Origin of the sequence: Halobacterium sp. KA-4 (assembly GCF_021028995.1) — an archaeon.
GTDB lineage: Archaea > Halobacteriota > Halobacteria > Halobacteriales > Halobacteriaceae > Halobacterium.
In genome coordinates this window covers 17,938-39,688 of the sequence record NZ_JAJJZG010000017.1, presented here as the reverse complement: position 1 = coordinate 39,688, position 21,751 = coordinate 17,938, and the positions used below count along the sequence as shown (strand labels likewise).

At 56.5% G+C, this 21,751-nt stretch carries 20 protein-coding genes and 4 pseudogenes; 15 read left to right on the top strand and 9 right to left on the bottom strand.

Annotated features, from left to right (window positions below):
* The first annotated feature begins 67 nt into the window (after nucleotides 1-67).
* The 6 genes from LPA44_RS14600 to LPA44_RS14580 all read left to right on the top strand — a co-directional run bounded on the left by LPA44_RS14600 (nucleotide 68) and on the right by LPA44_RS14580 (nucleotide 5,150).
* Nucleotides 68-580 carry a winged helix-turn-helix transcriptional regulator gene (locus tag LPA44_RS14600; protein WP_230890261.1) on the top strand — a complete coding sequence of 171 codons (513 nt, stop codon included), beginning with the start codon at nucleotides 68-70 and terminating at the stop codon, nucleotides 578-580.
* Between the two features lie 9 nt (nucleotides 581-589).
* Nucleotides 590-892: a DUF7471 family protein gene (locus LPA44_RS18480; protein ID WP_442903403.1), complete on the top strand. Its 303-nt coding sequence runs from the start codon at nucleotides 590-592 to the stop codon at nucleotides 890-892.
* Nucleotides 893-1,005: 113 nt separating this feature from the next.
* Nucleotides 1,006-1,644 carry a nitrous oxide reductase accessory protein NosL gene (locus LPA44_RS14595; protein WP_269070261.1) on the top strand — a complete coding sequence of 213 codons (639 nt, stop codon included), beginning with the start codon at nucleotides 1,006-1,008 and terminating at the stop codon, nucleotides 1,642-1,644.
* A 1-nt stretch (nucleotide 1,645) separates the two neighbouring features.
* Nucleotides 1,646-3,568 carry a NosD domain-containing protein gene (locus LPA44_RS14590; protein ID WP_230890259.1) on the top strand — a complete coding sequence of 641 codons (1,923 nt, stop codon included), beginning with the start codon at nucleotides 1,646-1,648 and terminating at the stop codon, nucleotides 3,566-3,568.
* Entirely contained in the window at nucleotides 3,565-4,323 is a 759-nt protein-coding gene (locus LPA44_RS14585) for an ABC transporter ATP-binding protein (RefSeq protein WP_230890258.1), read from the top strand. Before LPA44_RS14590 ends, LPA44_RS14585 begins: the two co-directional genes overlap by 4 nt.
* Nucleotides 4,323-5,150 carry an ABC transporter permease gene (locus LPA44_RS14580; protein WP_230890257.1) on the top strand — a complete coding sequence of 276 codons (828 nt, stop codon included), beginning with the start codon at nucleotides 4,323-4,325 and terminating at the stop codon, nucleotides 5,148-5,150. The genes LPA44_RS14585 and LPA44_RS14580 overlap by 1 nt, the downstream gene beginning before the upstream one ends.
* An 11-nt stretch (nucleotides 5,151-5,161) precedes the next feature.
* On the opposite strand, the pseudogene LPA44_RS14575 reads toward LPA44_RS14580, so the two are convergent.
* Nucleotides 5,162-5,533 (bottom strand): annotated as a pseudogene (locus LPA44_RS14575) (RNA-guided endonuclease InsQ/TnpB family protein); the annotation flags it as partial.
* A 319-nt stretch (nucleotides 5,534-5,852) separates the two neighbouring features.
* Here LPA44_RS14575 and LPA44_RS14570 point away from each other — a divergent pair.
* Nucleotides 5,853-6,179 (top strand): annotated as a pseudogene (locus tag LPA44_RS14570) (response regulator); the annotation flags it as partial.
* A gap of 103 nt (nucleotides 6,180-6,282) precedes the next feature.
* On the opposite strand, the gene LPA44_RS14565 reads toward LPA44_RS14570, so the two are convergent.
* Nucleotides 6,283-6,483, bottom strand: coding sequence for a ribbon-helix-helix protein, CopG family (locus tag LPA44_RS14565; RefSeq protein ID WP_230888175.1), 201 nt, complete (start codon nucleotides 6,481-6,483; stop codon nucleotides 6,283-6,285).
* A 287-nt stretch (nucleotides 6,484-6,770) separates the two neighbouring features.
* Between LPA44_RS14565 and LPA44_RS14560 the strand changes: the two are divergent.
* Nucleotides 6,771-7,268: pseudogene (locus LPA44_RS14560) on the top strand (AAA family ATPase); the annotation flags it as partial.
* Nucleotides 7,269-7,291: 23 nt separating this feature from the next.
* On the opposite strand, the gene LPA44_RS14555 reads toward LPA44_RS14560, so the two are convergent.
* Nucleotides 7,292-8,284, bottom strand: coding sequence for a transposase (locus LPA44_RS14555; protein ID WP_230890256.1), 993 nt, complete (start codon nucleotides 8,282-8,284; stop codon nucleotides 7,292-7,294).
* A 96-nt stretch (nucleotides 8,285-8,380) separates the two neighbouring features.
* Between LPA44_RS14555 and LPA44_RS14545 the strand changes: the two genes are divergently transcribed.
* A complete protein-coding gene (locus LPA44_RS14545; protein ID WP_442903404.1) occupies nucleotides 8,381-10,525 on the top strand; it encodes a PAS domain S-box protein in 2,145 nt (714 codons plus the stop codon).
* 286 nt (nucleotides 10,526-10,811) lie between these two features.
* Here the strand turns inward: LPA44_RS14545 and LPA44_RS14540 are convergent, their stop codons facing one another.
* Nucleotides 10,812-12,488 carry a sensor histidine kinase gene (locus tag LPA44_RS14540; RefSeq protein ID WP_230890253.1) on the bottom strand — a complete coding sequence of 559 codons (1,677 nt, stop codon included), beginning with the start codon at nucleotides 12,486-12,488 and terminating at the stop codon, nucleotides 10,812-10,814.
* Nucleotides 12,489-12,979: 491 nt separating this feature from the next.
* Here LPA44_RS14540 and LPA44_RS14535 point away from each other — a divergent pair.
* Nucleotides 12,980-13,489 (top strand): annotated as a pseudogene (locus tag LPA44_RS14535) (cbb3-type cytochrome c oxidase subunit I); the annotation flags it as partial.
* 12 nt (nucleotides 13,490-13,501) lie between these two features.
* Here the strand turns inward: LPA44_RS14535 and LPA44_RS14530 are convergent.
* Nucleotides 13,502-14,755, bottom strand: a complete 1,254-nt coding sequence (locus tag LPA44_RS14530) for an RNA-guided endonuclease InsQ/TnpB family protein (RefSeq protein WP_230890252.1) — start codon at nucleotides 14,753-14,755, stop codon at nucleotides 13,502-13,504.
* Between the two features lie 140 nt (nucleotides 14,756-14,895).
* Between LPA44_RS14530 and LPA44_RS14525 the strand changes: the two genes are divergently transcribed.
* Complete coding sequence (locus LPA44_RS14525) at nucleotides 14,896-15,102, top strand: SHOCT domain-containing protein (protein ID WP_230890251.1); 207 nt, start codon at nucleotides 14,896-14,898, stop codon at nucleotides 15,100-15,102.
* A 14-nt stretch (nucleotides 15,103-15,116) separates the two neighbouring features.
* Here the strand turns inward: LPA44_RS14525 and LPA44_RS14520 are convergent, their stop codons facing one another.
* Both LPA44_RS14520 and LPA44_RS14515 read right to left on the bottom strand, forming a co-directional pair.
* On the bottom strand, nucleotides 15,117-15,566 hold the full coding sequence (locus LPA44_RS14520) for a universal stress protein (protein ID WP_230890250.1): 450 nt from the start codon (nucleotides 15,564-15,566) through the stop codon (nucleotides 15,117-15,119).
* A gap of 74 nt (nucleotides 15,567-15,640) precedes the next feature.
* Nucleotides 15,641-16,201: a TATA-box-binding protein gene (locus LPA44_RS14515; protein WP_230890249.1), complete on the bottom strand. Its 561-nt coding sequence runs from the start codon at nucleotides 16,199-16,201 to the stop codon at nucleotides 15,641-15,643.
* Between the two features lie 446 nt (nucleotides 16,202-16,647).
* On the opposite strand from LPA44_RS14515, the gene LPA44_RS14510 reads away from it, so the two are divergent.
* The 3 genes from LPA44_RS14510 to nirK all read left to right on the top strand — a co-directional run bounded on the left by LPA44_RS14510 (nucleotide 16,648) and on the right by nirK (nucleotide 19,300).
* The gene (locus LPA44_RS14510) at nucleotides 16,648-17,256 is read left to right on the top strand and encodes an immunoglobulin-like domain-containing protein (RefSeq protein WP_230890248.1); all 609 of its coding nucleotides are present in this window, start codon (nucleotides 16,648-16,650) and stop codon (nucleotides 17,254-17,256) included.
* 228 nt (nucleotides 17,257-17,484) lie between these two features.
* Complete coding sequence (locus LPA44_RS14505) at nucleotides 17,485-17,799, top strand: CGCGG family putative rSAM-modified RiPP protein (RefSeq protein WP_230890247.1); 315 nt, start codon at nucleotides 17,485-17,487, stop codon at nucleotides 17,797-17,799.
* Between the two features lie 94 nt (nucleotides 17,800-17,893).
* The gene (gene nirK, locus LPA44_RS14500) at nucleotides 17,894-19,300 is read left to right on the top strand and encodes a copper-containing nitrite reductase (RefSeq protein ID WP_330166355.1); all 1,407 of its coding nucleotides are present in this window, start codon (nucleotides 17,894-17,896) and stop codon (nucleotides 19,298-19,300) included.
* Nucleotides 19,301-19,303: 3 nt separating this feature from the next.
* Here the strand turns inward: nirK and LPA44_RS14490 are convergent, their stop codons facing one another.
* On the bottom strand, nucleotides 19,304-19,591 hold the full coding sequence (locus LPA44_RS14490) for a hypothetical protein (protein ID WP_230890246.1): 288 nt from the start codon (nucleotides 19,589-19,591) through the stop codon (nucleotides 19,304-19,306).
* A 356-nt stretch (nucleotides 19,592-19,947) separates the two neighbouring features.
* On the opposite strand from LPA44_RS14490, the gene LPA44_RS14485 reads away from it, so the two are divergent.
* Nucleotides 19,948-20,256: a cupin domain-containing protein gene (locus LPA44_RS14485; RefSeq protein WP_230890245.1), complete on the top strand. Its 309-nt coding sequence runs from the start codon at nucleotides 19,948-19,950 to the stop codon at nucleotides 20,254-20,256.
* 424 nt (nucleotides 20,257-20,680) lie between these two features.
* Here LPA44_RS14485 and LPA44_RS14480 read toward each other — a convergent pair whose 3' ends face one another.
* A complete protein-coding gene (locus tag LPA44_RS14480; RefSeq protein WP_230890244.1) occupies nucleotides 20,681-21,724 on the bottom strand; it encodes an NAD(P)-dependent alcohol dehydrogenase in 1,044 nt (347 codons plus the stop codon).
* Nucleotides 21,725-21,751: the final 27 nt, after the last annotated feature.

Below are 21,751 nucleotides of genomic sequence, written 5' to 3'. Positions count from 1 at the left end.
CCAAACATGCTTGCGTTCAGACGGTCGTTTTCAGCCGCCGGCGGAGCCAATCACGATAGTATCCCACATGCCTAACACTCGCGTCACAATCACGAATTCGATTGAGACACATCCCGGCCTCCATTTTAACGAGCTTGTTCGACGCCTCGAACTTGCTCCGGGCCAACTCCAGTATCACATCAAGCAACTACAGTCCACCGAGGATGTTATTGCAGAATCGGTCTACGGGAAAACCCACTATTTTCCACCGGAATACAATCAATGGGAGCGGACGGCATTAGCGCTGCTTCGCCGGGAAACGGCTGGGGAGATCGTTGCCTATCTCTTGACTGAAGGGGATACGCCGCCTGCGGCCGTTGCGGAGGAGCTTGATATTGCTCGTAGTACCTTGGAGTGGCATTTGGATCGCCTCGTCGAACAAGGCTTGGTCGCGAAGCAGCGAGATATCTCGAACCGAGTAACTCTCAGTGTCCGGAATGCTGATCGAACGGTTGAGCTACTCCGTGAGGCCGATCCGACACTGGGCGAACGGATGGTTGATCGGTTTACCCGCTTGGTCGATAATCTCCTCGACGGGTGAATTCGCTCGATGTCTCATTGGATCCCAGCTCAGTACTGGCCGGTACTTGTAGTGGTGTTGGCGCTTGCGACGATCGGAACCGCCATCTTGTTCGGGATTGGCTTGAATGCGTATATTCAGCGTCGGTCTCGCCGATATCTACTCGTTTCGGGTGTCCTTGCACTACTTGTCGGACGGACGATTGTCGGTATGGGGACGCTGTTCGGGTTGGTGCCGATGGTCTTCCATCACTTGATTGCGCACACGATAGATTTCTTGACTGCGGCGACGCTCCTGTATCTGGTTTACCAGTCGCCGGCGGATGCCTCGTAGTTGTTTGTGGTTCATTCCTCGAACGGATTCGAGTATTGTACCAGTACCGCTATACTATAGGCTGAGCCACATTCAGAGGTAATCCAGCCCCGCGCAACCACACCTGCCCACCTATGTCTCCACACTCACCCGACGAGCGCTGTCCAAACCACGAATCCCACCCACAGCAAACCACCCCGGAAGACGGCCGGACACCAATCACACGACGGCAATTCGTTGTTGGAGCAACCACGGCAGTAACTGCTGGTCTCGCCGGCTGCCTCAATAGTGGCAGAAACAACGATGCACCGGCCCCAATTACAATTCCTACTACCGCCACGTGTGACGTCTGCGGAATGACGATCACACAGCAACCCGGGCCGACTGCTGAGATTTTCTACGCTGACGCACAGCCGAACGACCATGACAACCCTGCCCGCTTCGACAGCACATGGGAAGCGTTCCAGTTCGACTTCCAGCACGACAACTGGACGCGTGAGGCGTTCTACGTCACGGACTACTCGGCCGTCGATTACGACATCCAAACTGATGGCGGCCAACAACTACTCTCCACACACTACGAGCAAGAAGCGTTCGCTGATGCAACTGATATCACGTACGTTGTAGGCTCGTCAGTCGTCGGTGCGATGGGAGAAGATCTGATCGGATTCTCCGACCGAACAGATGCCCAGGCATTCCGTGAAGAGTACGGCGGCGACCTTGCCACCTTCGACGACGTGACGCCGAGTCTCATCTCGTCGTTCGGGATGTAGTATGCTCGGGCGTAGCCTGCCGGTCGTACTCGTTGTCGTTCTCGTCCTGTTGAGTTACTCGCTCGTGGTTCCGGTCGGCAATGACACCGTCAAGCCCGCACAGTCCGGGAACACATTCGACCTCGGGCTGACCGACGAAACCATTCGGGAGGTTGAGCAACGCGACCTGTCGATTCCCCGCGTCCAAGTATACTATTCGAGCTACGAGTACGTCGTCGGCTTCAATACTATCGAGTCGTTCCTCGCCGAGCAGGATCGAGCGGGCCATCAACGACAGTTCGGGCAGCCAGTCGAGATCTTCGTCTCAGATTATGCAGGTACGAACGTCTCCCTCACTGAGGACGGCTATCTGACGGCATCCCGTCATGTCGGCCTCGTCGATGCCGAAGACACGTTTGTCGTCGTCGATAGCCACGCTCGGCTCCCTAACGGGCCGGTCGCCGTGCCGTTTGCCAACCGCGACGCGGCGGACAAGTTCGCCAACGAGTACGGTGGCGACGTCGTTCCATGGGTAGACGTAGCCGAGACTATCTCCCCTGAGCAATCGCTCACCCGGGACAACTTCCAGGCGGCCATGGATAATCGGTCCGCATGGGCAGACGCAACCGTCGCCACTGCCCGCAATCTCACCGACAGACCGACGTCTGTTGTCGTCGGCGAGGACGCACCGTCGCTGGCCGCCGCGATTGACGCTGCACCACCGAATACGACCGTTCGAGTGCCACCAGGAACGTACCGGACAGACGGACTTACGGTGAACAAGTCATTGACGATTCTGGGGGCTGGTTCAGCCACTCGTATCCGAGGTGACGGGAACGGGACTGTCGTTCACGTCACCGCACCCCGGGTTGGGCTGGCCAACCTCAGTATTGACGGTGTCGGCGATATCGGAAGTAGGCGCAGTATGTTGAATGCGTCCCGGCTCGAACAAGCCGGCTGGTCGGAGAATATCGAACTTGCGTATGGTCGCGGAGACGCCGCCGTACGGTTGATTAATGCCTCCGCGTCAGTACTCACAGGGCTCCACGTCAACACGCCCTCGTCCGGTATCATCTCCCTCAATAGTAGCAACTCCGTCGTTCATGATGTCGAACTGCACGTGACGGAAGGCGACGACGAGGGATTCATGGGGGTGGTCGCAATGTACGGTCCGCTGGTCGTCGAAGCCAGTCAGTTTGCGGGCGGCCGTGACGGCGTGTACACGCATCGCGCCGACGGTATCGTGGTCCGCAACAACACATTCCAGAACAGCCGCTTCGGCGTCCACGAAATGTACACCTCCCGCTCGCTTGTCCGCAACAACACCGTCCGTGACACCCGAACTGGAATTATCATTATGACACGACCGACAGGGAATCTCGTCGTCGGCAACGACGTCCGCGCGTCGCAGGTTGGACTCTCGACTGCAGGGTCGAGTTCCTACTACGCCGGCAACGTGCTGTCTGGCAACATCCGCGGCATCGACATCCTCAGCTTCCAGTCACTCGTTGAGCGCAACACGATTACCGACAACACCGTTGGGATTCGCAGCGGCCCGGGACTTCCGACGAATCTTGTCACCGCGAACGACATCGTCGGCAACGAGCAGGCAGCGACAGCTGGCCTTGGTCCACTTCGCGTGTGGACCGTCGATGGCGAAGGGAACTACTGGGGGCCGATGCCGGGGGTAGACGGAGACGCTGACGGCTACTACGAGCGGTCATTCCGCCCGAATAGCCCTATCGACGAACACCTCCACGACGCGCCGGGCGCATGGACGCTCGCACAGTCGTCCACAATTGCACTGGTCCGGAGCGTTCAGAACACCGTTCCTGGGCTACGTTCAGCTGGCATCGTCGATACCGCTCCGCGAGTCACTCCCGTACAGCCCGAGACACTGGCCGCTACTCAAGCATCGAATAACTCGACGGAGGTGGCGACGTGACCGAACAAAACGCCCGTGACACGGACGAGCCACCACTTGCGTTCACGGACGCATCGTATGCGTTCGGAGACGTGACCGTCCTCAAAGAGGCATCTGTCGAACTCCAGTCGGGCAATTTCACAGCATTAGTCGGTCCGAATGGATCCGGGAAGACGACGCTCCTCGAGTTGTTCGCAGGCTTGCGGTCACTCGACACCGGGACAGTTACGCGGCCAACAGCATCGGGCCGAACTGTCGCATATCTACCGCAGACACCCGGCTTTCGGTCGGGGTTCACCGTCCGTGAGACACTGGGCTTCTACACGGATCTCGTGGAGGACAGTGCTGACCCTGACAGTCTGCTCGGTGAAGTCGGCCTCAATGACGCCGCCGCCCGTGGTGTAGACGAACTGTCAGGGGGGATGACTCGCCTCCTGGGCATCGCGCAAGCGCTCATCGGTGATCCACCCGTCGTCATTCTCGACGAGCCGACCAGCGGTCTGGATCCGGACGTCGCCGACCATATCTTCGACGTGATCGAGAGTGTCGCCAGCGACGGGCGTCTCGTCGTCACGGCGAGCCACGACCTCGCAGCTATTGAGACGCGCGCTGACCGCGCGTTGTTCCTCTCAAACGGCGAATTCGTTCTCGATGACGATCCCAAGAGAATTCTGGAGGCAACGGATACGGAGACACTACGGGAGGCGTTCGCGACGGTCTTTCGCACGGAAACTAGTGGTGTTACTCGTCCGGGTGCGAACGGAGGTGAGCGCTGATGCAGCGACGTGATCGCGTGTTCGCCATCATTGAGCGGGAACTCTGGACGCTCCTCCGAAACAGGGTAGTCATCGCTGTCGGCATCGGTTTCTTCGGTGTTATTGTGGGGCTTAGTGGGGTTTCGATGGGGTCTCCCGGCGGATATGTATCGCTAACCTATGACTTGCTACTGCCGGTGGAGGTCTTGATCCCGACGCTTGCGTTCGCGTACGTCTATCGGTCTATTCGTGGTGATGATGAACGCGGGGAGTTAGATGTTATCCGAACGTACGACGTCTCACGATTAGAATACGTTACAGGCGTTCTCATCGGACGGACCGCAGTCTTACTCGTCGTCGTACTCACGACACTCGGTGTCGCTGGCGTTGTTGCTAGTCAGGGGGCAACCCCTCCCGTCGAATTCTTTGCGACACACCAAGCAGGCGACACACCCGTCGTATACATCCGATTCATGGTGTTCGCTGCAATCTACACACTCGTTGCTTCCAGTATCGCACTCACCGTGTCTGCAGCAACACGAACGAACCGAGAAGCGATCGCCGCCGGTGTTGGCATGCTGCTCACCCTCGCAATTGGACTTGACCTTGCCGTAGTGACGCTCGTCTCAACGAACATCATCGACGCCGGCTCAATTGCCATTTTCACGGGCCTCAGCCCGGCAAGTGCGTTCCGTGGCCTCGTCCTAGAGATGGCAATCCAACCTGCGCTGGCGATCAACCCATCCGTCGCCACCGCTTCTCCACTTGCTAGCGCCATCTCCCTCCTTAGCTGGTTTGGAATTAGTACCGGCATTACAGTAGTCGCAGCATGGCCAGAAACAAGGTGAACTACCCCACTCTACTCGCTGACGGCTGACGCCGTTCGCTCATTTCTGGTGGGGCTTCCTGTTTCGATGACGCGCTTTCCAGACACCGACTCAACGCGAGCCGTGCCCGTGGGGAGCGCAGTCTCCACAGGCATTGATTCGGGCCATCCCAACCCTAATGCAGCAAACCCGCGCTGCAACACGTTCATCGCCGCATTCGCGTCCCGGTCGACCTCGAATCCACACGATGGACAGGAGTGTTCTCGCACCCAGATCGGTTTGTCTGTTTCCACACCACACGACGCGCATTCTTTGGTCGTTCCTGCCGCTTCAACCTGCACGACGTGAGTGCCATACAGTTCGGCTTTGTATTCGAGCAAATTGAGGAACTGTCGCCACGCCGCCGTTACTCCTATCCGGCAGTGGGGTCGTGGTTCTGCCCTGCTGACTCGGAGGTATCTCAGTTGGTTTGCGTCGGTCACCACCCTGCACGCCTACCGAACACGTCAATCCATCCTGCGACGATTCACGCCCGTCCCCAGTGTGCGAATGAGACCCAACGCGTCTCGTCAACGCCGTGAGCGACGGGATTCTCTTGCCTAATCAAGATAGCATCTTAACGCATCTCCGCCACAACCGGTTTGTTCACCGGCGTGTTTTTACCTGTGGATCGCGTCAATTTATTAAATCTTCTCGGCAGGGTCGTCCGAGGACTACTCACCTATGTCTACAACCACTCCAATTCACGTCCTCCATGTCGATGATGAACCGGCCTTCGCGGAGATGGTCGCGGAGTTCCTCACTCGCGAAGATGACCAGATCGAGATCACAACGGCGACGAGCGCAGCTGACGGCCTGACGCATCTCGAAGACACCCACTTCGACTGTATCGTTTCCGACTACGACATGCCCGCACAGAACGGCATCGAGTTTCTCAACGCCGTTCGTGACACGCACCCGGACCTTCCGTTTATCCTCTTTACGGGCAAGGGCAGCGAGGAAATCGCCAGCGACGCCATTTCAGCTGGCGTCACCGACTACCTCCAAAGAGCGTGTCATAGAACTATTCACACATAATGATTATTTTGTTTACTATTATAGGAAGATATTATCTTAGAAGCTCGTGCACTTGGTGCACGGATCTTAAAATCGGTCAGAGAGTGCCCTTTCGTTTCCGAATAATGATTTCTCGCACCTGTTCTACGTGATTCGTCTCGGATTGAACGAACGCTGTGAGGATGGCCTCGACGATCTCGGAGCGGCTGGCTCCGAGATCGTCACACTCAGCGACCAATTCATCCACTTCTCGCACGATTTCCTCGTCAACAGCGACGCCGAACTTCTCTTTCGCCATAGCTAAAACAAGCTTAAAACGGCGTGCACTAAGTGTACAACGGTCTCAATTCGTCTAAGTTGATTTAGCGAACCATGTGAACTCTTCTATGACAGGCTCTGTATTAGGGAACGAAATACGGATTGAAAGATGCTGCAGACGCCAGTAATAGCGAAGTGTTACTTCGAAAGCGGTGGAATATCTTTATGTGGGCGGAAGATACATCGGGACATATGCCTGATAGTGACAGCGACCACCCCCCGGGGGACGACGTGGGAGACGATGACAGTTCACTCTCCGTGCGGGAGATGATTGAACAGGCAGGCAAGGAGTCAGTGTTCAAGAACCGGAATCTGGTGGAACCCGACACGATCATCGACAGGGACCGTATTGTCGGCCGCGACGACCAGCTGCGAACTGTTGTCTCCAACCTTCGGAAAGTCCTGAACGAGAACCGCCCGCCGAATCTGCTACTCTACGGCCCTGCAGGAACGGGGAAATCATTGATATTTGATGCTGTTACCCGCCAAATACGCGAAATCTCTAAGAACCGAGGCTATGAGTTCGGCACACTGCGAATTAACTGTCAGAACCTCAGGAGCCTCGATGAAGCCGTGTATGCACTTGTCCGTGAAGCCGCCCACGACCTTGACAAAGAAATCGGAGTCGCACGGCATGGTGTCTCTACGAGTACGAAGTACGACCGTCTATACGAGCTACTAGACGAAGGATATGACTCCGTTGTGTTCGTTCTGGATGAAATTGACTTGCTATTCGGCCGGCGTTCATCGTCGAGTGAACCCGCATAGAGCGTGTCATAGAATCCATCTCATAGTTTCTCACAGCCCGGTTCGATTCCTCGCTCGTAGTTGGTGATGGCAATGACGAGCCGGAGACACAGTGCCAGGAATACTTCTGTTCGTGCGTGGACGCGGCCTCGGGCGCGGACGTGCCCGAGGCCGCAGTCCTTGACTGCGTCGTTAGTCCGTTCGACCCCTGTCCGGTGGTTGTACGTCTCGTCTAAGACTGACTGCTTGAGCTGAACGTCCTCGCTGTGTTCGTCGATGCGGTCTTCGACTCTGTACTCGATATCTTTCGGGTCGTCAGTGTTTCGCGGATTGTATGGAGCGATTGGCACGACCCCTGCGGCCAGCAGGTGGTCGTGCCAATCGAGGATGTCGTAGGCGCTGTCTCCAAGCATCCAGACCGGTGTATCGACGGCGAGCGCGTCACGCGTGACGCGCATCGCCGTCTTCTGATCCGCTTGTTTAGCTTGTGTGAACTCCGCTGCGATCGGGATCTTTGCGCCGGTTGAGACGATCGTACAGCCGAAGCCGTAGTAGTACTGTTCGGCTGTTGGGTCGTAGTTCCATGACGCCGCGTCGTTGTACTGAATCGCCTCGATGTGCGTCGAATCGATGGAGTATGTGGAGTCGAGCAGGCCGCGGACGGCGGCTTGCTCGACGAGTCTGTCGAAGACATCGTCGATAACGTGTTCAAGGTCGGTGAGAAAGCGATCAACCGTGTCTCTGGATGGCGGTTTGTCGAGTCCGCAGTAGTACCAGACAAGGCTGTGCTGAAGTTCTCGTGTAACCGGACGCGTGCCGTAGACATCTTCGTAGTAGCAGTGCAGAAAGCCGCGAAAGAGGTCTGGTGGCTTGTGAACTCGTGTTCGCCCCCGCTTGTCGGGGGCGAACACGTCGTACTCCAGCAGAAACTCGAACTCAAGATGCTCGAACAACGGTACTGTCTCGGTAGCCGCCGCATTCAAGAAGTCGTCTACCGAAGCTACGTCTTGCAGGGCGTTGGTACTGCTGGACACAGTTTCCAAACCCTGCGGCCTCCCTTGGGAGGCTTTCTATGACACGCTCTCCAAAAGGAAGGCGGTACTGGCCAGTACACACTCCTCGCACATCGAATCACGAACGCAGTCGCACAACACCGCTCCAAGCGAGAAATTGAAGCCAGTCAGGAACGCCTCTCACTGTTTTTCGAACAATCACCGCTCGGCGCGATCGAATGGACTGACGACTTCGATATCGCACGCATTAACGACACCGCTGAGGACATCCTCGGCTATGATGAAAACGAACTTGTCGGCAGCTCCTGGAATCGCCTCGTTCCAGACTCCCAGCACGACGACGTTGCCGACGTCTTCTCGGAACTGCTCACCGACTCGACAGCCTACGACATCGAACAAAAAACCGTCACAAAGAACGGTGAGCGACTTGTCTGCGAGTGGCATCACCGCGTCGTCAGAGACGAACTCGGGGACATCGTCACGATGTTCTCGAAATTCCAGGACGTCACCGACCGCGTCCAGCGCCAACAGAAACTCGCTAAAGAGCGCGCGTTCACTGAACAAGCACTCGACACCCTCGACGATGTCTTCTACGTGATAGATGCCGACGGTACGCTCACTCGCTGGAATGAACGAGTCGGTGACATCACCGGCTACTCCGACGTTGAACTTGACGGGCTGAACGCTCGCGAACTCTTCGCCGAAGACGACCACGCCCGTATTGAGGACGCGATCAGAACAGCGATCGATACGGGCGACGTGACGATTGAAGCCGCTGTGTTGAGCGCGTCTGGAGAGCAAATTCCGCATGAACTCACGGGGAAGCGACTGACTGACCCCCACGGCGAGTTTCTTGGGATCGTTGGGGTCGGTAGGGATCTGTCCGAGCGCAAAGAGCGGGAAGCAGAACTCCGGTTCGTTCACGACTTGCTGGATCGAACTGAACGCATCGCTGATGTGGGCGGCTGGGAGATCGATACGGAGACAGATGAGGTGTTCTGGACGGAGCATCTCTTCGACATGCTGGGCGTAGAGTACGAGAACGCGCCCTCGCTTGAGGAGGCGCTTAATGTCTACCTTGAGGAAGACCGGCCGCACGTTGCATCCGCGATTGAAGATGCGGTCGCGGCCGGCGAATCGTTCGATGTGGAGGCTCGGTTCCAGCGGCCAGACGGGGAGATTCGGTGGCTCCGGATTCAGGGCGAACCCGCACTGGAGGATGGTGAGGTTGTAACGCTTCGAGGAGCCGTCCGAGATATTACGGACTACAAAGAGCGTGAGCGTGACTTGGAACAGGCTCGCCGGGAATACGAGGAGTTGTTCAACGGAATGAACGACACCGGATGGGTGCTTGATCCAGATGGGACAATTCTGGCGGTCAACGATGCGGCCGTTGAGACATTAGGCTACTCTCGGGAAGAAATCCTGTCGATGACACCGCATGATTTTGACGCAGAGACACCTGATGCAGAGATTAGCCGGTTAATTGCGGACATGCCGGAGGATGAAACCCAGGTGATCGAAACGGTCCACGAGACGAAATCCGGAGAGCGAGTCCCGATTGAAATCAGTTCGAGCTTGATATCCTATGAGGGCCGGACAGTTGTGTTGAGTGTCGGCCGGGATATTTCGGACCGCAAGCAGCGTGAGGAGCAGTTAGAGCGGTTCGCTTCGATCGTGAGCCACGACCTCCGGAATCCGCTGAACGTGGCACAGGGCAATCTCGACCTCGCACAAGAAGACTGCGACAGCGACTTCCTTGATCAGGTAGCGCGGGCCCACGAACGGATGCAGACATTAATCGCGGATCTGCTCACTCTCGCACACGAGGGCAATCAGGTAAGTGATCTAGAGACGATTGACCTCCGTGCGCTCGCAGAAGACTGTTGGCAGACCGTCGAGACGGCGGACGCGACACTTCAGGTTGAAACCAACCTGCACATCCGTGCCGATCGCAGTCGCCTCAAGCAACTCCTTGAGAACCTCTTTCGGAATGCCGTCGAACATGGAGGTGAAGCGCCCACGATCACGATTGGCGACCACTCCAGCGGCTTCTATATCGCAGACGACGGTCCCGGAATCCCACCCACAGAACGCGAGCAAGCCCTCGAAACCGGCTACTCAACCACAACGGACGGAACGGGGCTCGGGCTGAGTATCGCCAACCAGATCGCCGACGCCCACAACTGGGAGATCACCCTCACCACCAGTGCAGACGACGGCCTGCGAGTTGAAATATCGAATATTAATGAAACTGAGTAATTGACATTCTCCCGGATAATGCCGGAGAGAGAGGGGCGTCAACTAGTCACATATCTTGCCTCGGCGAACGAAGTATAGTCAGGGGATTCCAGTTCTGAATCTGTAACACCCAAAGATCGGCCCCCAAGCCGGAACCAGAATGGGACACCACCGGTAGAGGCAGGCGAAGTACGATCGGTGACCATCGACACGTTGGACGATCAGGGCGATGGAATTACTGAGCCAGAAGTTAGGTAGCGCAGTTTTCCTGCGGTGTATACATCCCCTTGATGCTTGATTCAGATAATCACTCAGATGTTCGGCTTGAGGGCGTGTAGATCGGTAGTTCGACGACGAAGACGGAACCGGTAGGGTCGTTGTCTTCGACCCACACGTTACCATCGAATTGATCGGTTAACAGATGGACGAGATACAGTCCAATCCCGGACCCTGGGCTGTCTAGTCCCTTTTCTCCCTTCCCGAAGATCTGTGTTTTCTGGTTGTCAGGAATGCCCGGTCCATCATCCGCAATTCGGTACCGAACGGTCTCTGAATCTACTTCACAGGAGACGGTGATTTCAGGGGTCTCCTTATCGTTGTGTCGGACCGCATTTTCGAGGATATTCCGGAAAACCGATGACAGCATTTCATTTGCCTGCACGGATACATCGCAGAGCTCACCAGAGACATGGAACTGCGCGCTCGGGAATGAATCCCGTACTACAGCGAGTTCAGCGTCGACAAGCGGCTGTAGCTCGATTTCTTCCAATTCAGCAGAACCATTCTCTGACAACGATTCAACGAAATCGCGTGCGACCTCTGTAACTTGAATCACGTGCCGGGATTTATGTAACACGCGGTTCAGGGCGTCTTCCCCCTCTTCATCGACATGATCTTCGAGGATCTCCGCCCAACCGAGAACCACGGCCATATCGTTCCGGATGTCGTGTCGAACCACGCGATTCAGCGCTTCGAGCTGCTCGGTTTTCTCTTCGAGTCGCTGCCGGTAGGACTCACGCTCAGTGACGTCAGTAACTGTTACTAACTGTCCAGTCATCACCTCACCAGCTACGAATGGCGTACTCGAGACATCATAGTACCGTGTCTCGTCATCCTGCGTGATAGCCAGCACACCTTGGTTCGTGAGATGATCCGCAAGCCCGGTATGCACAGCCTCGAGCGGGTCGCCAAACGATCTCTCGAGCGCTGGGAAGAGTCGGCGAGCCGCTTGGTTGTAGTCCCGGATACAGGTCCCTTGATCGAGGAAGATCGCCGGTTTATCTGACTCGCCGGTAAGTCGGATTCCCTCAAAGCGCTGCCTGTAGAAGAAGAGTGTGCCGACGGCGAACAACGCGACTCCAGGTGGCTCGTACATTAGTGGGAGCAGCCAGTCGACGTGGCTGCCCATGATCGTTGCTATAGCTGGGAGTCCGGAGAGTCCAACGAGAACAACGAGCGGCCGGCTGTCACTGCCGGTATGATAGAACCGCTCCATCAGGATGAAGAATCCGACAGCGATAGCCGCATATGACAGCCCTAAGACGACCCAGTAGAGTAGTTGGTGGTGGATGACGAGGTGCGGGAATGGCTCAGTGACCCATTCAGTTGTGAAATAGAGATTGTGGAGTGGATTCGTGAGTTTGAGCGCGGTGAAAACGAGAAATATTCCGACGATTGCCTTTCGGAATGGGGTGTGACGTGGTGGGCGGCCGGTGTAGGCCGCACAGAAGTAAAGCCATGCCCCAACAGCGATGAACGCGAAGACAAACCCGAGAATATAGAACGCAAGTTTCCCCGGACGTGTCGGTGCGAGAAGATACCCGATATACCCCCCGGCCCACAGCGCAACCGAACCAAGAAAGACGATTAGTCCCTCCCGTGTTCCCGGATGCTGAATCTTCCGTGCTTGTGGAATCGACGTAACGCAGGCAATCGCAGACACGGCGAAAATAAGGATATGACCAAGGAGAAGAGACTCAATCATTCAGGTACGTGGCAGTCATCCGGCTGCAAGATAACTGTTTGGAAAGTGCGTGTTTAGGTAGAGGAATCCTCACCGTTCACGGCGGAGAGGAAGTCAAGAAGTACACAACACGGTTGTTCAATCAACGATTCGTCAAACCTGATGTGGTCGTCCTGGCGGACATTCGACAGGACCACCAAGACACACTTGGCAAGACACGACGCGATATCGCCCGTGCCTTCGCTCGGACAATCCCCCGGGACACACGTTGTCAACGGTGAAGACGCAGGAGCAGTCTTAGACGAGATGCTTGATGAGGAGTCCCCCGTACTATTGATGCGAAACACCGTCGATGAATTCATTCGAGACCTGAAAATCGAAATCTCGGAACGCGCTCAACAGGTCGCGATTGACGACTCAGACTAGCTCTCAGTTCGGTCTTCGAGAATCTGGCCGTGGTTCGAATATATTCGCGACAATCTTGAACGGTACTAGGGAAGGAACGACCCCGTATGCCAGCTGGAATGGGGCAGCTCACACTCACAGTTGTTACCGCCCTCCTTCTGTTTGGGGTCGCTTGGACGGTCGCAAATCTTGAAAATTGGCGTTCGTACTCGCCATTTGGGGGTTCTGGCGCGTATCACCAAGGACACGAACACACCCACGCAGAGAAACCAGCCGGAATCGTCCGGTGGCTAACGACGGTGGATCACAAAGATATCGGCATCCTCTATGGCGCATTCGCCATCCTGTCGTTTGCATGGGGTGGCGTTGCCGTCCTCCTGATGCGGACAGAATTGTTGACGCCGCCGATCGACGTGCTCTCCTCCTCGATGTACAACGCCTTGATGACGACGCACGGGATCACGATGTTGTTCTTGTTCGGAACGCCGATTCTCGCAGCGGTCGCAAACTACGTGATTCCATTATTGATCGGGGCCGATGACATGGCGTTCCCTCGAATTAACGCGATTGCGTTCTGGTTGTTGCCCCCAGGCACCCTCCTCATCTGGGCTGGCGTCAGGAACCCACGACTAAAGTCGTGGGCTTGTCAGTGGACTCCCGGTCGAACCACTACTCGTGGTCGGTGAAAACTCACCGTTCCCGGTCACCGTCCCTGACTTCAGCGCCACCTGACAGTTGGCGCGTCCAGCCCCAGACTTGAGCCAGTGCTGGAGAAGCCGCCATCCGATATTCCGCGCAGCATTATAGTCGGCGTGCAGTTCTTTCCCACACTTCAGGCACTCGAAGGCGTCACCATCACGATTGTCCTCGTGGGTGAACCCGCATTCGGAGTGACTGCACCGCTGACTCGTGTACTGTGGGCGGACATCGTCAACTAGAATTCCATGGTCTTCGGCTTTGTACGTGACAAATTCCTGCAGTTGCTTGAACGCCCACTGCTGGAATTTACTGGCGTTCGAAATCCGCTCGCGGATCTGCTTCAAGTTCTCGATTGCAATCGCGTCACAGTCGTGGCGCCGCGCTTCACACACAACCGCGAGTGCGACTCGATGCAAGTAGTCCTCACCCCAATTCCTGAACCGATTCCCAATCGACTGGATCGTGAGGTGTGCCGACCGCGTCCCCGTCTGTTGTAGATTGCTGCGCTTGCGCTCGTACACGTCCCGCTTGTGATTGAGGAAATCGGCGTTGCCGAGGAACGCGCCGGTGCTGGTGACTGCCAGATAGCCGTCAACGTTGAAGTCGACGCCGAGAACCGTTCCGTTCTCGACTGTCGACGTGTCCGTCTCTGGCTCTTGCTGGAAGTTCACGTGCAGGTAGTACGTGTCGTCGCGCTTGTGCAGTGTCGCACTGGATTTCTCCCACTCGTCGCTGTTCCAGTACGTCTCGAAGGGCGTGTTACTCGTGTCTTCGGGAAAGACGTATTCAGCAGTGACGCGACCGTCAATTGTTGAGAGGGTGCAGTGGTCGTCGTTGAACGTGATGGTTCGGCTATCGTAGATGATCACGGAGCCACGGAACGTGGGCTTGCTGATCGCTTGGTCTTCCTCAAAATAGAGTTCCTTGCAGGAATCCAGGGCTTCTGCCGCAAGCGATCGGGCGGCTTGGACGTGGTTGGCGACGAGATCGGTTTGCTCGCGGACATCGTCGTAGGTGGCGTCGTTGAGTTCCGATTTACTGTCGATGATGTTCGCGGGATTGTCGCTCCAGCCGTAGTCTGCCACGGATTGTGCTGCCTGTCGGAACTGCTCGAACGTCGCATCAAGGAGTACGTCTCCATCGTTGCGGACGTTGAGTTTCACCTCGCAGTTCCAATTCAGCATGTGGTTCAAATGCAGAGCCAGTATTATTTAAGAGGAATGGTTCACGTTGGGGAGTCCGCCTGTCGGTATTCGTTGATTGTGATCCAAGCGTGTCAGCTTCCTCCCACGACTCAAGTCGTGGGTTTCCGCCTTGAACTTCTATGATGCTGTTTGGTCTCCTGTGGGTGGCACTCCTCATCGGCCTCCCGGTATATCTCGTCTACTGGCTTGGAACGCGGTCGCAATCAGACGGCACTACCGAGGATAGCGCACTCGCGGTCCTCCAAGAGCGGTACGCCCGTGGCGAGATCGACGACGAAGAATTCGACCGCCGCCGCGCCCGTCTCACACTTGATGAGAGACGGTAGCGAACGCCCGTTCGCTACTGACTGACTTCGGTTTTGACGACGGTTGCTGGGCGGGTGGTCAAGCGGAGGACGCGGTCGGTGACACTTCCGAGCAGCGCGCGATACTCTTCTGGGCGGCGTTTGGTGCCGAGCACGAGCAAGTCCACGTCGTGGTCGTCAGCATACTCGACGATGGTTTCGGCAGGATAACCGTGCTGTATCGCCGTTTCGACGTCGACACCTGCCTCCGACGCTCGACTACGGAGGTCAGAGAGCGTCTCCTCGCCGAGTTCTTCGAGACCGTGTTCAGGACCTTCGGCTTCGTCAACGTACTCGTCACCACTGTATGCAGTTACAACATCCTCATCGACGACGTAAAGCACGTGAAGGACAGCGTCGTGAGCGGCAGCGAGGTCAAGAGCGTGCGCTTCAGCCTGTTCCGACGCAACTGTGCCATCCGTCGACAGTAGAATCCGATCGTACATTCAGTCGAATTTCAAACGCGTGACCGATAAAGTCAGCTTTCAATCCCGCCGCTCAAAAACCAGAATAGCGTCGTCTACTCAAGCAGGCCGAGTTCGGTGAGTCGGTCCTTGACGTGTGCCAGCGCGTGCTGGGCGTCCTCAGGTTTGGTCCCACCAGTAATCACGAGTTTCCCACTGCCGAAGAGGAGAACAACGACGTCGGGGTCGTCGAGGCGGTAGACGAGGCCAGGGAATTGTTCGGGTTCATACTCAATTTGCTCCAGTCCCAGGCCGATCGCAATCGCATTCAGGTTCAGTGATTGCTTGAGGTTGGCGCTGGAGACGATATTCTGTACCTCAACGGAGGGATTGCTCGCGACATCGATCCCTAACTCGCGAAGGTCCTCAAACACTATTTCGAGAGCTTCGTGGACATCGTCGACGCTTTGCGCACCGGTACAGACAACTTTCCCTGACCGGAAAATCAGCGTGGCTGACTTCGGCTCCTGAAGGCGGTAGACAACCCCAGGGAAGTCCTCTGGGTTGTACTCCGCGCCAGGGAGATCCGTTGCGAGCTGGTCAAGGGCGAGTTCTTGGCCGATATCACTGGATGCGACGACGTTCTCGATTTGAATCGTGTCCGCAAGAGCGCTCATACAGGTACATTTCGGACAACCCACTTAAAGTACGGCGGGCGGAAATTTGCACCGCTATTGAACTCCCCACTGCGACTAGATTCGAGCTTCGATCGGTCAGTACAGTAGATCTAATCGTCAAACAATTAGGTGATTACACAGCAGGGTCAAACATGCTTGACTGGAAGGGGGAATAGATGGGTCGAGACCTTTCGTTCAAAAATTTCCTGAAAGATCTGGGAATGCGGATTGGAGCTGCAGCCGTCGTCCTCAGTATTTTCTTTGGGCTGGGGTACATCAACCGAACTAACCTCTTCGGTCTTTCCAGCCTTCTTGGCGATCAGCTTGCGTTCTTTACAGTAGCGTTCCTCTTGGTTGGCGTTACCTCCATCTGTTGGATTGTGCTCCAGCGCTCCAGAAGTTAACTACAGACAAGACACTTACCGAAGCCGAGAGACCGATTCGGTATGAAACGGCGGAAAGTCCTCCTCCACGCTACCGTTGCTGTCTCGTTGACCGCAGGGTGCCTATCAACCTCCGAAACATCAATAGAGACGACTACAGAACCACAGCAGACGAATGTTGAGCCAGAAATCAAACCCCTCTCTCAGCAGCCACCGGACTCAGATGTTGACTGTAGCGACGAAGCGATGGAGCCGATTGACTTCCTGACCCGTGAGTCGTATCCCAAGCGGGCGGATGACTTTGAACTAACCGCGACAACTGAGACAGTTACTATTGGCGATGAGATTACGTTCTCGCTCCGGAATGTCGGTACCGAACGGAATTCTGTCGGAACAATCTACAAGTACACCTTCCAGCGACGTGAGGGCGACGAATGGGTGCCTGTGTACTATACGCCCAACTCAGGTTGGATTGATGACGTTAATGCTATCAGGCCCGGTGGCGGCTACGACTGGCCGTTCACGTTCAACCAAGAAGGCCTCGAACGAGAAAATCCCGGTAACGCCGACCATTACGTCTGTACGCCACTCGAACCGGGGACGTATCGGTTTCTCTACTGGGGCGTAGGGGAGGAGGCGATAGCGACAAGGTTCACCGTCGAAGCACCCTGAATCAGCTGATTGCAGTTCAAACGAGTGAGTGGCTACCCAAACCAAATCCTGTTGGTGCGAATCCGTCCTGATGCGTCGAGTAACGTCGGTAAGTCCGGAATCCTACCGAGCGGATATTTCATCAGATAATCCGGCGAATAAAAGGCGCAAGGTACGCGCACTCGATGAGAATCTCGCATAGTGGTAATTACCACCTCTCTTATGCTGTTCACCATCCAATAGTAGATTATGTCGAGCCATTCCCACGACCACGGCGATGCGGCGCCTGTCACCGACCGAACGCACGACAATTCTTGGTCCGCGAACCTGGAAAAACCACAGTACAAAGACGACCAAGCCCTCCTCGTCGAGCATGCGATCGACGCCATCGAACAGACGACCGCTGGCAACCACGTGAATCTTGTCACGCATGCCGCACACGGCCATCCTGAGTCGTATCTCTACGACCCACTCGACGAACACTTCGGTGCTAGCGACACGCACTGGGAGTACATCGAACAGTGTGGGTGTGGCGGCCACGTCCTGCGTGTCCACGTCGAGTAGCGCCAGACTCACCGCCGTCTCTTGGCGGCTGAACCAGCACCGTGGCCCCCATCTATTTAAGATGTATAGTTCAGTTTAAACTATGTCACCAGACATGAATCGCCGGGATGTCCTGAAAGGCACCGGCGCTGCTAGCCTCGGCGCGTTGGCTGGCTGTACCGCCCCCGCGGGCAAGCGCAAGCAGTCGAAAACACCGAACGCTGACGTTGACCGAGTTGCAGCAGACCCAACCGACGTCCCTGATCCCGTGGATTGGAACGAGCCGCGCCGCCACGAGATTTCGATGGAGACCGAGGAGTTGACCGCGGAGATCGCGCCCGGGAAGACGTTCGACTACATGACCTTCGACGGGCAGATTCCCGGGCCGATGATACGAGTGCGGGAAGGCGACCGCATTCACATGGAACTCACCAATCCCGAGGACAGCAATCTCCCCCACAACATCGACTTCCACGCCGCCTACGGCCCTGGTGGCGGAGCCGAAGACACAACCATCACGCCCGGTGAAACCGCCGAAATCGAATTCACGGCGATGTATCCTGGCGTCCACATATACCACTGTGCTGTCTCTGGGTTTGATCATCACATCGCCTCCGGAATGTTCGGCGCGATTCTCGTTGAGCCGAAAAACGGCCTTCCTGAGGTTGACCGAGAGTTGTACTTCGGCCAACACGAGATTTACACCGGCGAGCAGGATCAGAGCGGCGACCTCACCTTCGACTTCGACGCGATGGCCAATGAAGAACCGACGTACGTCGTCTACAACGGCGAGCCATACGCGTTCACTGAGGACAAATACGGCCCCATCGAAGTCAACACTGACGAACGCATTCGCATCTTCTTGGCGAACGGCGGCCCGAACTTCACCAGTTCCTGGCACGCCATCGGGAACGTCTGGTCGAACCTCTACCGCGACGGCGACCTCGTCTCCGATCCCGCCAGATACGTCGAAACCACATCCGTGCCACCGGGAAGCGTCTCTGCGGTCGAAATCGATACGCCCGTTCCTGGCCCGATCATGCTCGTCGACCACGCTGCCACACGGGCAGTGAAGAAGGGCGCGCTCAATATGCTTCAGGTCAACGGCGAAGAGAAACCGGAGATCTACGACGGCGGTGGTGAGGGTGGCGATGCCGGCTACGGCAAGGGGACTGACGACTTCAACGGCTGGTTCGACGACGTCGACGACTACACAGGCGTCGTCGACAAGACCGAAGTGGACCGCCCGGTGGTGGCTGTCGGTGCCGGTGGGAACGGCGGCCAGTTCGCGTTCGATCCACCCGCTATCGAAGTCTCAACGGGAACAACCGTCGTCTGGGAATGGACCGGCGAAGGCGGCTACCACAACGTCGCCCACACTGGCGACGCCTTCGAAAGCGACCTCACCCAAGAATCCGGGTACACCTTCGAACACACCTTCGACACCGAAGGCCAATACAAGTACGTCTGCACACCCCACGAAACTCTCGGCATGAAAGGCATCGTCGTCGTCACCCCCTAACCGCTACTCTTCGTTAGCTAATTTTGTGCGGATGTAGTATGGGCCTTCCCAGTTTTGGACCCATGCTGGCGCGGTTGGGTGGGATTGCAACTGGTTTGCTTCGTAGGATTTGTCCGGGAAGATCGTTCCCTCTTCGTCAGTCCCATCTTCCCAGGCGACGACGAACGTTACTGGGTCCTGGTCTTCCGCAGGGATTAGTTGCTTCTCTGATCCATCGTCTAGGTGGTCCGGTGCATCCACCCATTTCTGCGGGTTAAACGTGACCTCGATCTCTGCGTTTGTGGCTGTCATAATCTTCGCACTCCAGTATGTGTTCTAAATCAGTATTCGACGGGTGAAATAGAAGCTGGGTGAATCCCGAAACTTCAGAACCGACTGGCCCCTAAGCATTTGCGCGAAACACCATACTATGAGATATGGCACTAAATCGCCAGGATATACTAGACGTCACTAGTATCCTCGGCTTCAGCACGTTGGTGTGCTGGCCAATCGGCGAGCGCAGCTGCTTAAGATACCGATCAGGGAGTGAAAACCGGTAGTGACACTTGACCGGCAGCAGTTCTAGGTAGCGCACCACCGCTAACTGGCGTCAAACACGATCCGGTTCGGACGCTCTCAAAGAACACGAATTCGATTCCCTCAATCAAATGACGGCACAAATTCGAGCACTCGACGAACTAGACGGCAAACCGCACGCAAACCCCTTCCCGAACTCGGAACCAAAAACGATCAGACTCACTCTCGATGCCGGAGAAGCAGTCCCACCACACGCACACCCAGGCCGCCAAATCGTTTGCTACCTCGTTGAAGGCGAGCTCGAACTAACATTAGGCGACGACACCCATCAGTTGGCCGCCGGTGACATCGCACGCTTCGAAGGCGACCAACAGATTGCACCCGAAGCAATCGAAGATAGCACGGCTGTACTCGTCCTCGCGCCGGCAGCCGACAACTGATAAGTCCAGCAGCCAGCCACCCGTTGTACGGTGGCCTCGACGTCGCTAGCCAGTCGTCTGCTGTGTATGCGTACCCACGACAGTCTATTCGAGCGACGACAAGCCGCCGTTCGTCCTAGTAGAATATCGCGGAGAGACAGAATCCTTCGCCTCGAATCTTCTTGTGCCGGCGTTTTGCAGCGGTTCACCGTAGTCCGGCGGGGTCGCGCCACGGTGAAGTAACTATTTCGTCAAGCTTGTCGAGGATTCGGTTCTGCTCGGTGGGTGAGAGCGAATCAAGGCCGGGTTTGGGCCGGTTGCGGAGAATTCCCACATCCACCCTATCACTCATCGCTCGTCCCGAACGCTTCGCGCGTTTCTTCGGCGTCTATCATCTTTTCCTTGCGGGTGTCTTGCCCGGCTGTCAGGTGCAATAACGGGCCGACTAGTTTGGCGTGATGACGGCACGCCCCTCAATCTCGCCGTGTTCAAGCTTTTCGGCGACGTTGTTGATTTCCGAAAGATCATATCGCGTCGTCCGGAGGTCGACATCGCCGCGTTCGACGAGGCGGACGAGTTCTTGGAGTTCGGTGTAGCGACCGACGAGCGTGCCACGGTAGGCAAACTCGCCATCAACGAGTGCCTGTGCCGGCTCATGGATGTGGCCACCGTACCCGACGATGTGGTGGTCGCCGCCGGGTGCGACAATATCGGGGGCATATCCAGTTGTTTCATCGGCACCGACGAAGTCAAGCACCTGTTCGGCGCCGTGGCCGTCTGTAATGTCTGCAATGGTATCGGGGATGTCCGCAGATGTCGGGTCAACCGTATAGTGGGCACCGAGCTCTTCGGCAAGCTGGCGTGCCTCTGGTTTGACATCAAGTGCGACGATGTTAGCGGCACTCATTGCGTCCAAACACTGGAGGCCGATGTGGCCAAGCCCTCCGACCCCGATGACAACTGCTGGGTCGCCAGGATTGAGTTCATCGACGGCTTTCTTGACCGCGTGGTAGGCCGTGATGCCGGCGTCGGCGTGTGGAGCAATGTCTGTGGGATCAACGTCGTTGGGGAGCGGGATCGTTGCGCGTTCGTTTGTGAGGAGGTATTCGGCGAACCCACCGTCAGTTGTGAGTCCGGGGAACGCGAGGTTTTCGCAGTACATGTCTTCGCCGAGCCGGCATTGTCGGCACTCCCCGCAGGTTGCGACAGGGTGACAGATTACCTTGTCGCCGACTTCGACGGTTTGGACTTCGTCGCCGACCTCGACGACCTCGCCTGCGTTCTCGTGGCCGAGGGTCATGGGGAGGTCTTGGTCGACGTAGTCTGTCCACATCCCCTCGATAATGTGGTTGTCTGTTTGACACCATCCAGCGCCTTCCACTTTCACGACCACGTCGTCAGAGTGGGTTACGGCGGGTCGTTCGATGTCATCGATGCTGAGTGCGTCTCCCATCTTCTCCGTGTACTCGTGGAGTCGTGCGGCTTCCATGTCTGTGAATATCTGTCGTGGCAATCT

Bases quoted from the DNA above. Each gene is read 5' to 3' on its own strand.
- LPA44_RS14600 (WP_230890261.1), top strand. From the start codon at position 68: ATGCCTAACACTCGCGTCACAATCACGAATTCGATTGAGACACATCCC.
- LPA44_RS18480 (WP_442903403.1), top strand. From the start codon at position 590: ATGTCTCATTGGATCCCAGCTCAGTACTGGCCGGTACTTGTAGTGGTG.
- LPA44_RS14595 (WP_269070261.1), top strand. From the start codon at position 1,006: ATGTCTCCACACTCACCCGACGAGCGCTGTCCAAACCACGAATCCCAC.
- LPA44_RS14590 (WP_230890259.1), top strand. From the start codon at position 1,646: ATGCTCGGGCGTAGCCTGCCGGTCGTACTCGTTGTCGTTCTCGTCCTG.
- LPA44_RS14580 (WP_230890257.1), top strand. From the start codon at position 4,323: ATGCAGCGACGTGATCGCGTGTTCGCCATCATTGAGCGGGAACTCTGG.
- LPA44_RS14565 (WP_230888175.1), bottom strand. From the start codon at position 6,483: ATGGCGAAAGAGAAGTTCGGCGTCGCTGTTGACGAGGAAATCGTGCGA.
- LPA44_RS14540 (WP_230890253.1), bottom strand. From the start codon at position 12,488: ATGATTGAGTCTCTTCTCCTTGGTCATATCCTTATTTTCGCCGTGTCT.
- LPA44_RS14530 (WP_230890252.1), bottom strand. From the start codon at position 14,755: ATGCTGAATTGGAACTGCGAGGTGAAACTCAACGTCCGCAACGATGGA.
- LPA44_RS14525 (WP_230890251.1), top strand. From the start codon at position 14,896: ATGATGCTGTTTGGTCTCCTGTGGGTGGCACTCCTCATCGGCCTCCCG.
- LPA44_RS14520 (WP_230890250.1), bottom strand. From the start codon at position 15,566: ATGTACGATCGGATTCTACTGTCGACGGATGGCACAGTTGCGTCGGAA.
- LPA44_RS14515 (WP_230890249.1), bottom strand. From the start codon at position 16,201: ATGAGCGCTCTTGCGGACACGATTCAAATCGAGAACGTCGTCGCATCC.
- LPA44_RS14510 (WP_230890248.1), top strand. From the start codon at position 16,648: ATGAAACGGCGGAAAGTCCTCCTCCACGCTACCGTTGCTGTCTCGTTG.
- LPA44_RS14505 (WP_230890247.1), top strand. From the start codon at position 17,485: ATGTCGAGCCATTCCCACGACCACGGCGATGCGGCGCCTGTCACCGAC.
- nirK (WP_330166355.1), top strand. From the start codon at position 17,894: ATGAATCGCCGGGATGTCCTGAAAGGCACCGGCGCTGCTAGCCTCGGC.
- LPA44_RS14490 (WP_230890246.1), bottom strand. From the start codon at position 19,591: ATGACAGCCACAAACGCAGAGATCGAGGTCACGTTTAACCCGCAGAAA.
- LPA44_RS14485 (WP_230890245.1), top strand. From the start codon at position 19,948: ATGACGGCACAAATTCGAGCACTCGACGAACTAGACGGCAAACCGCAC.
- LPA44_RS14480 (WP_230890244.1), bottom strand. From the start codon at position 21,724: ATGGAAGCCGCACGACTCCACGAGTACACGGAGAAGATGGGAGACGCA.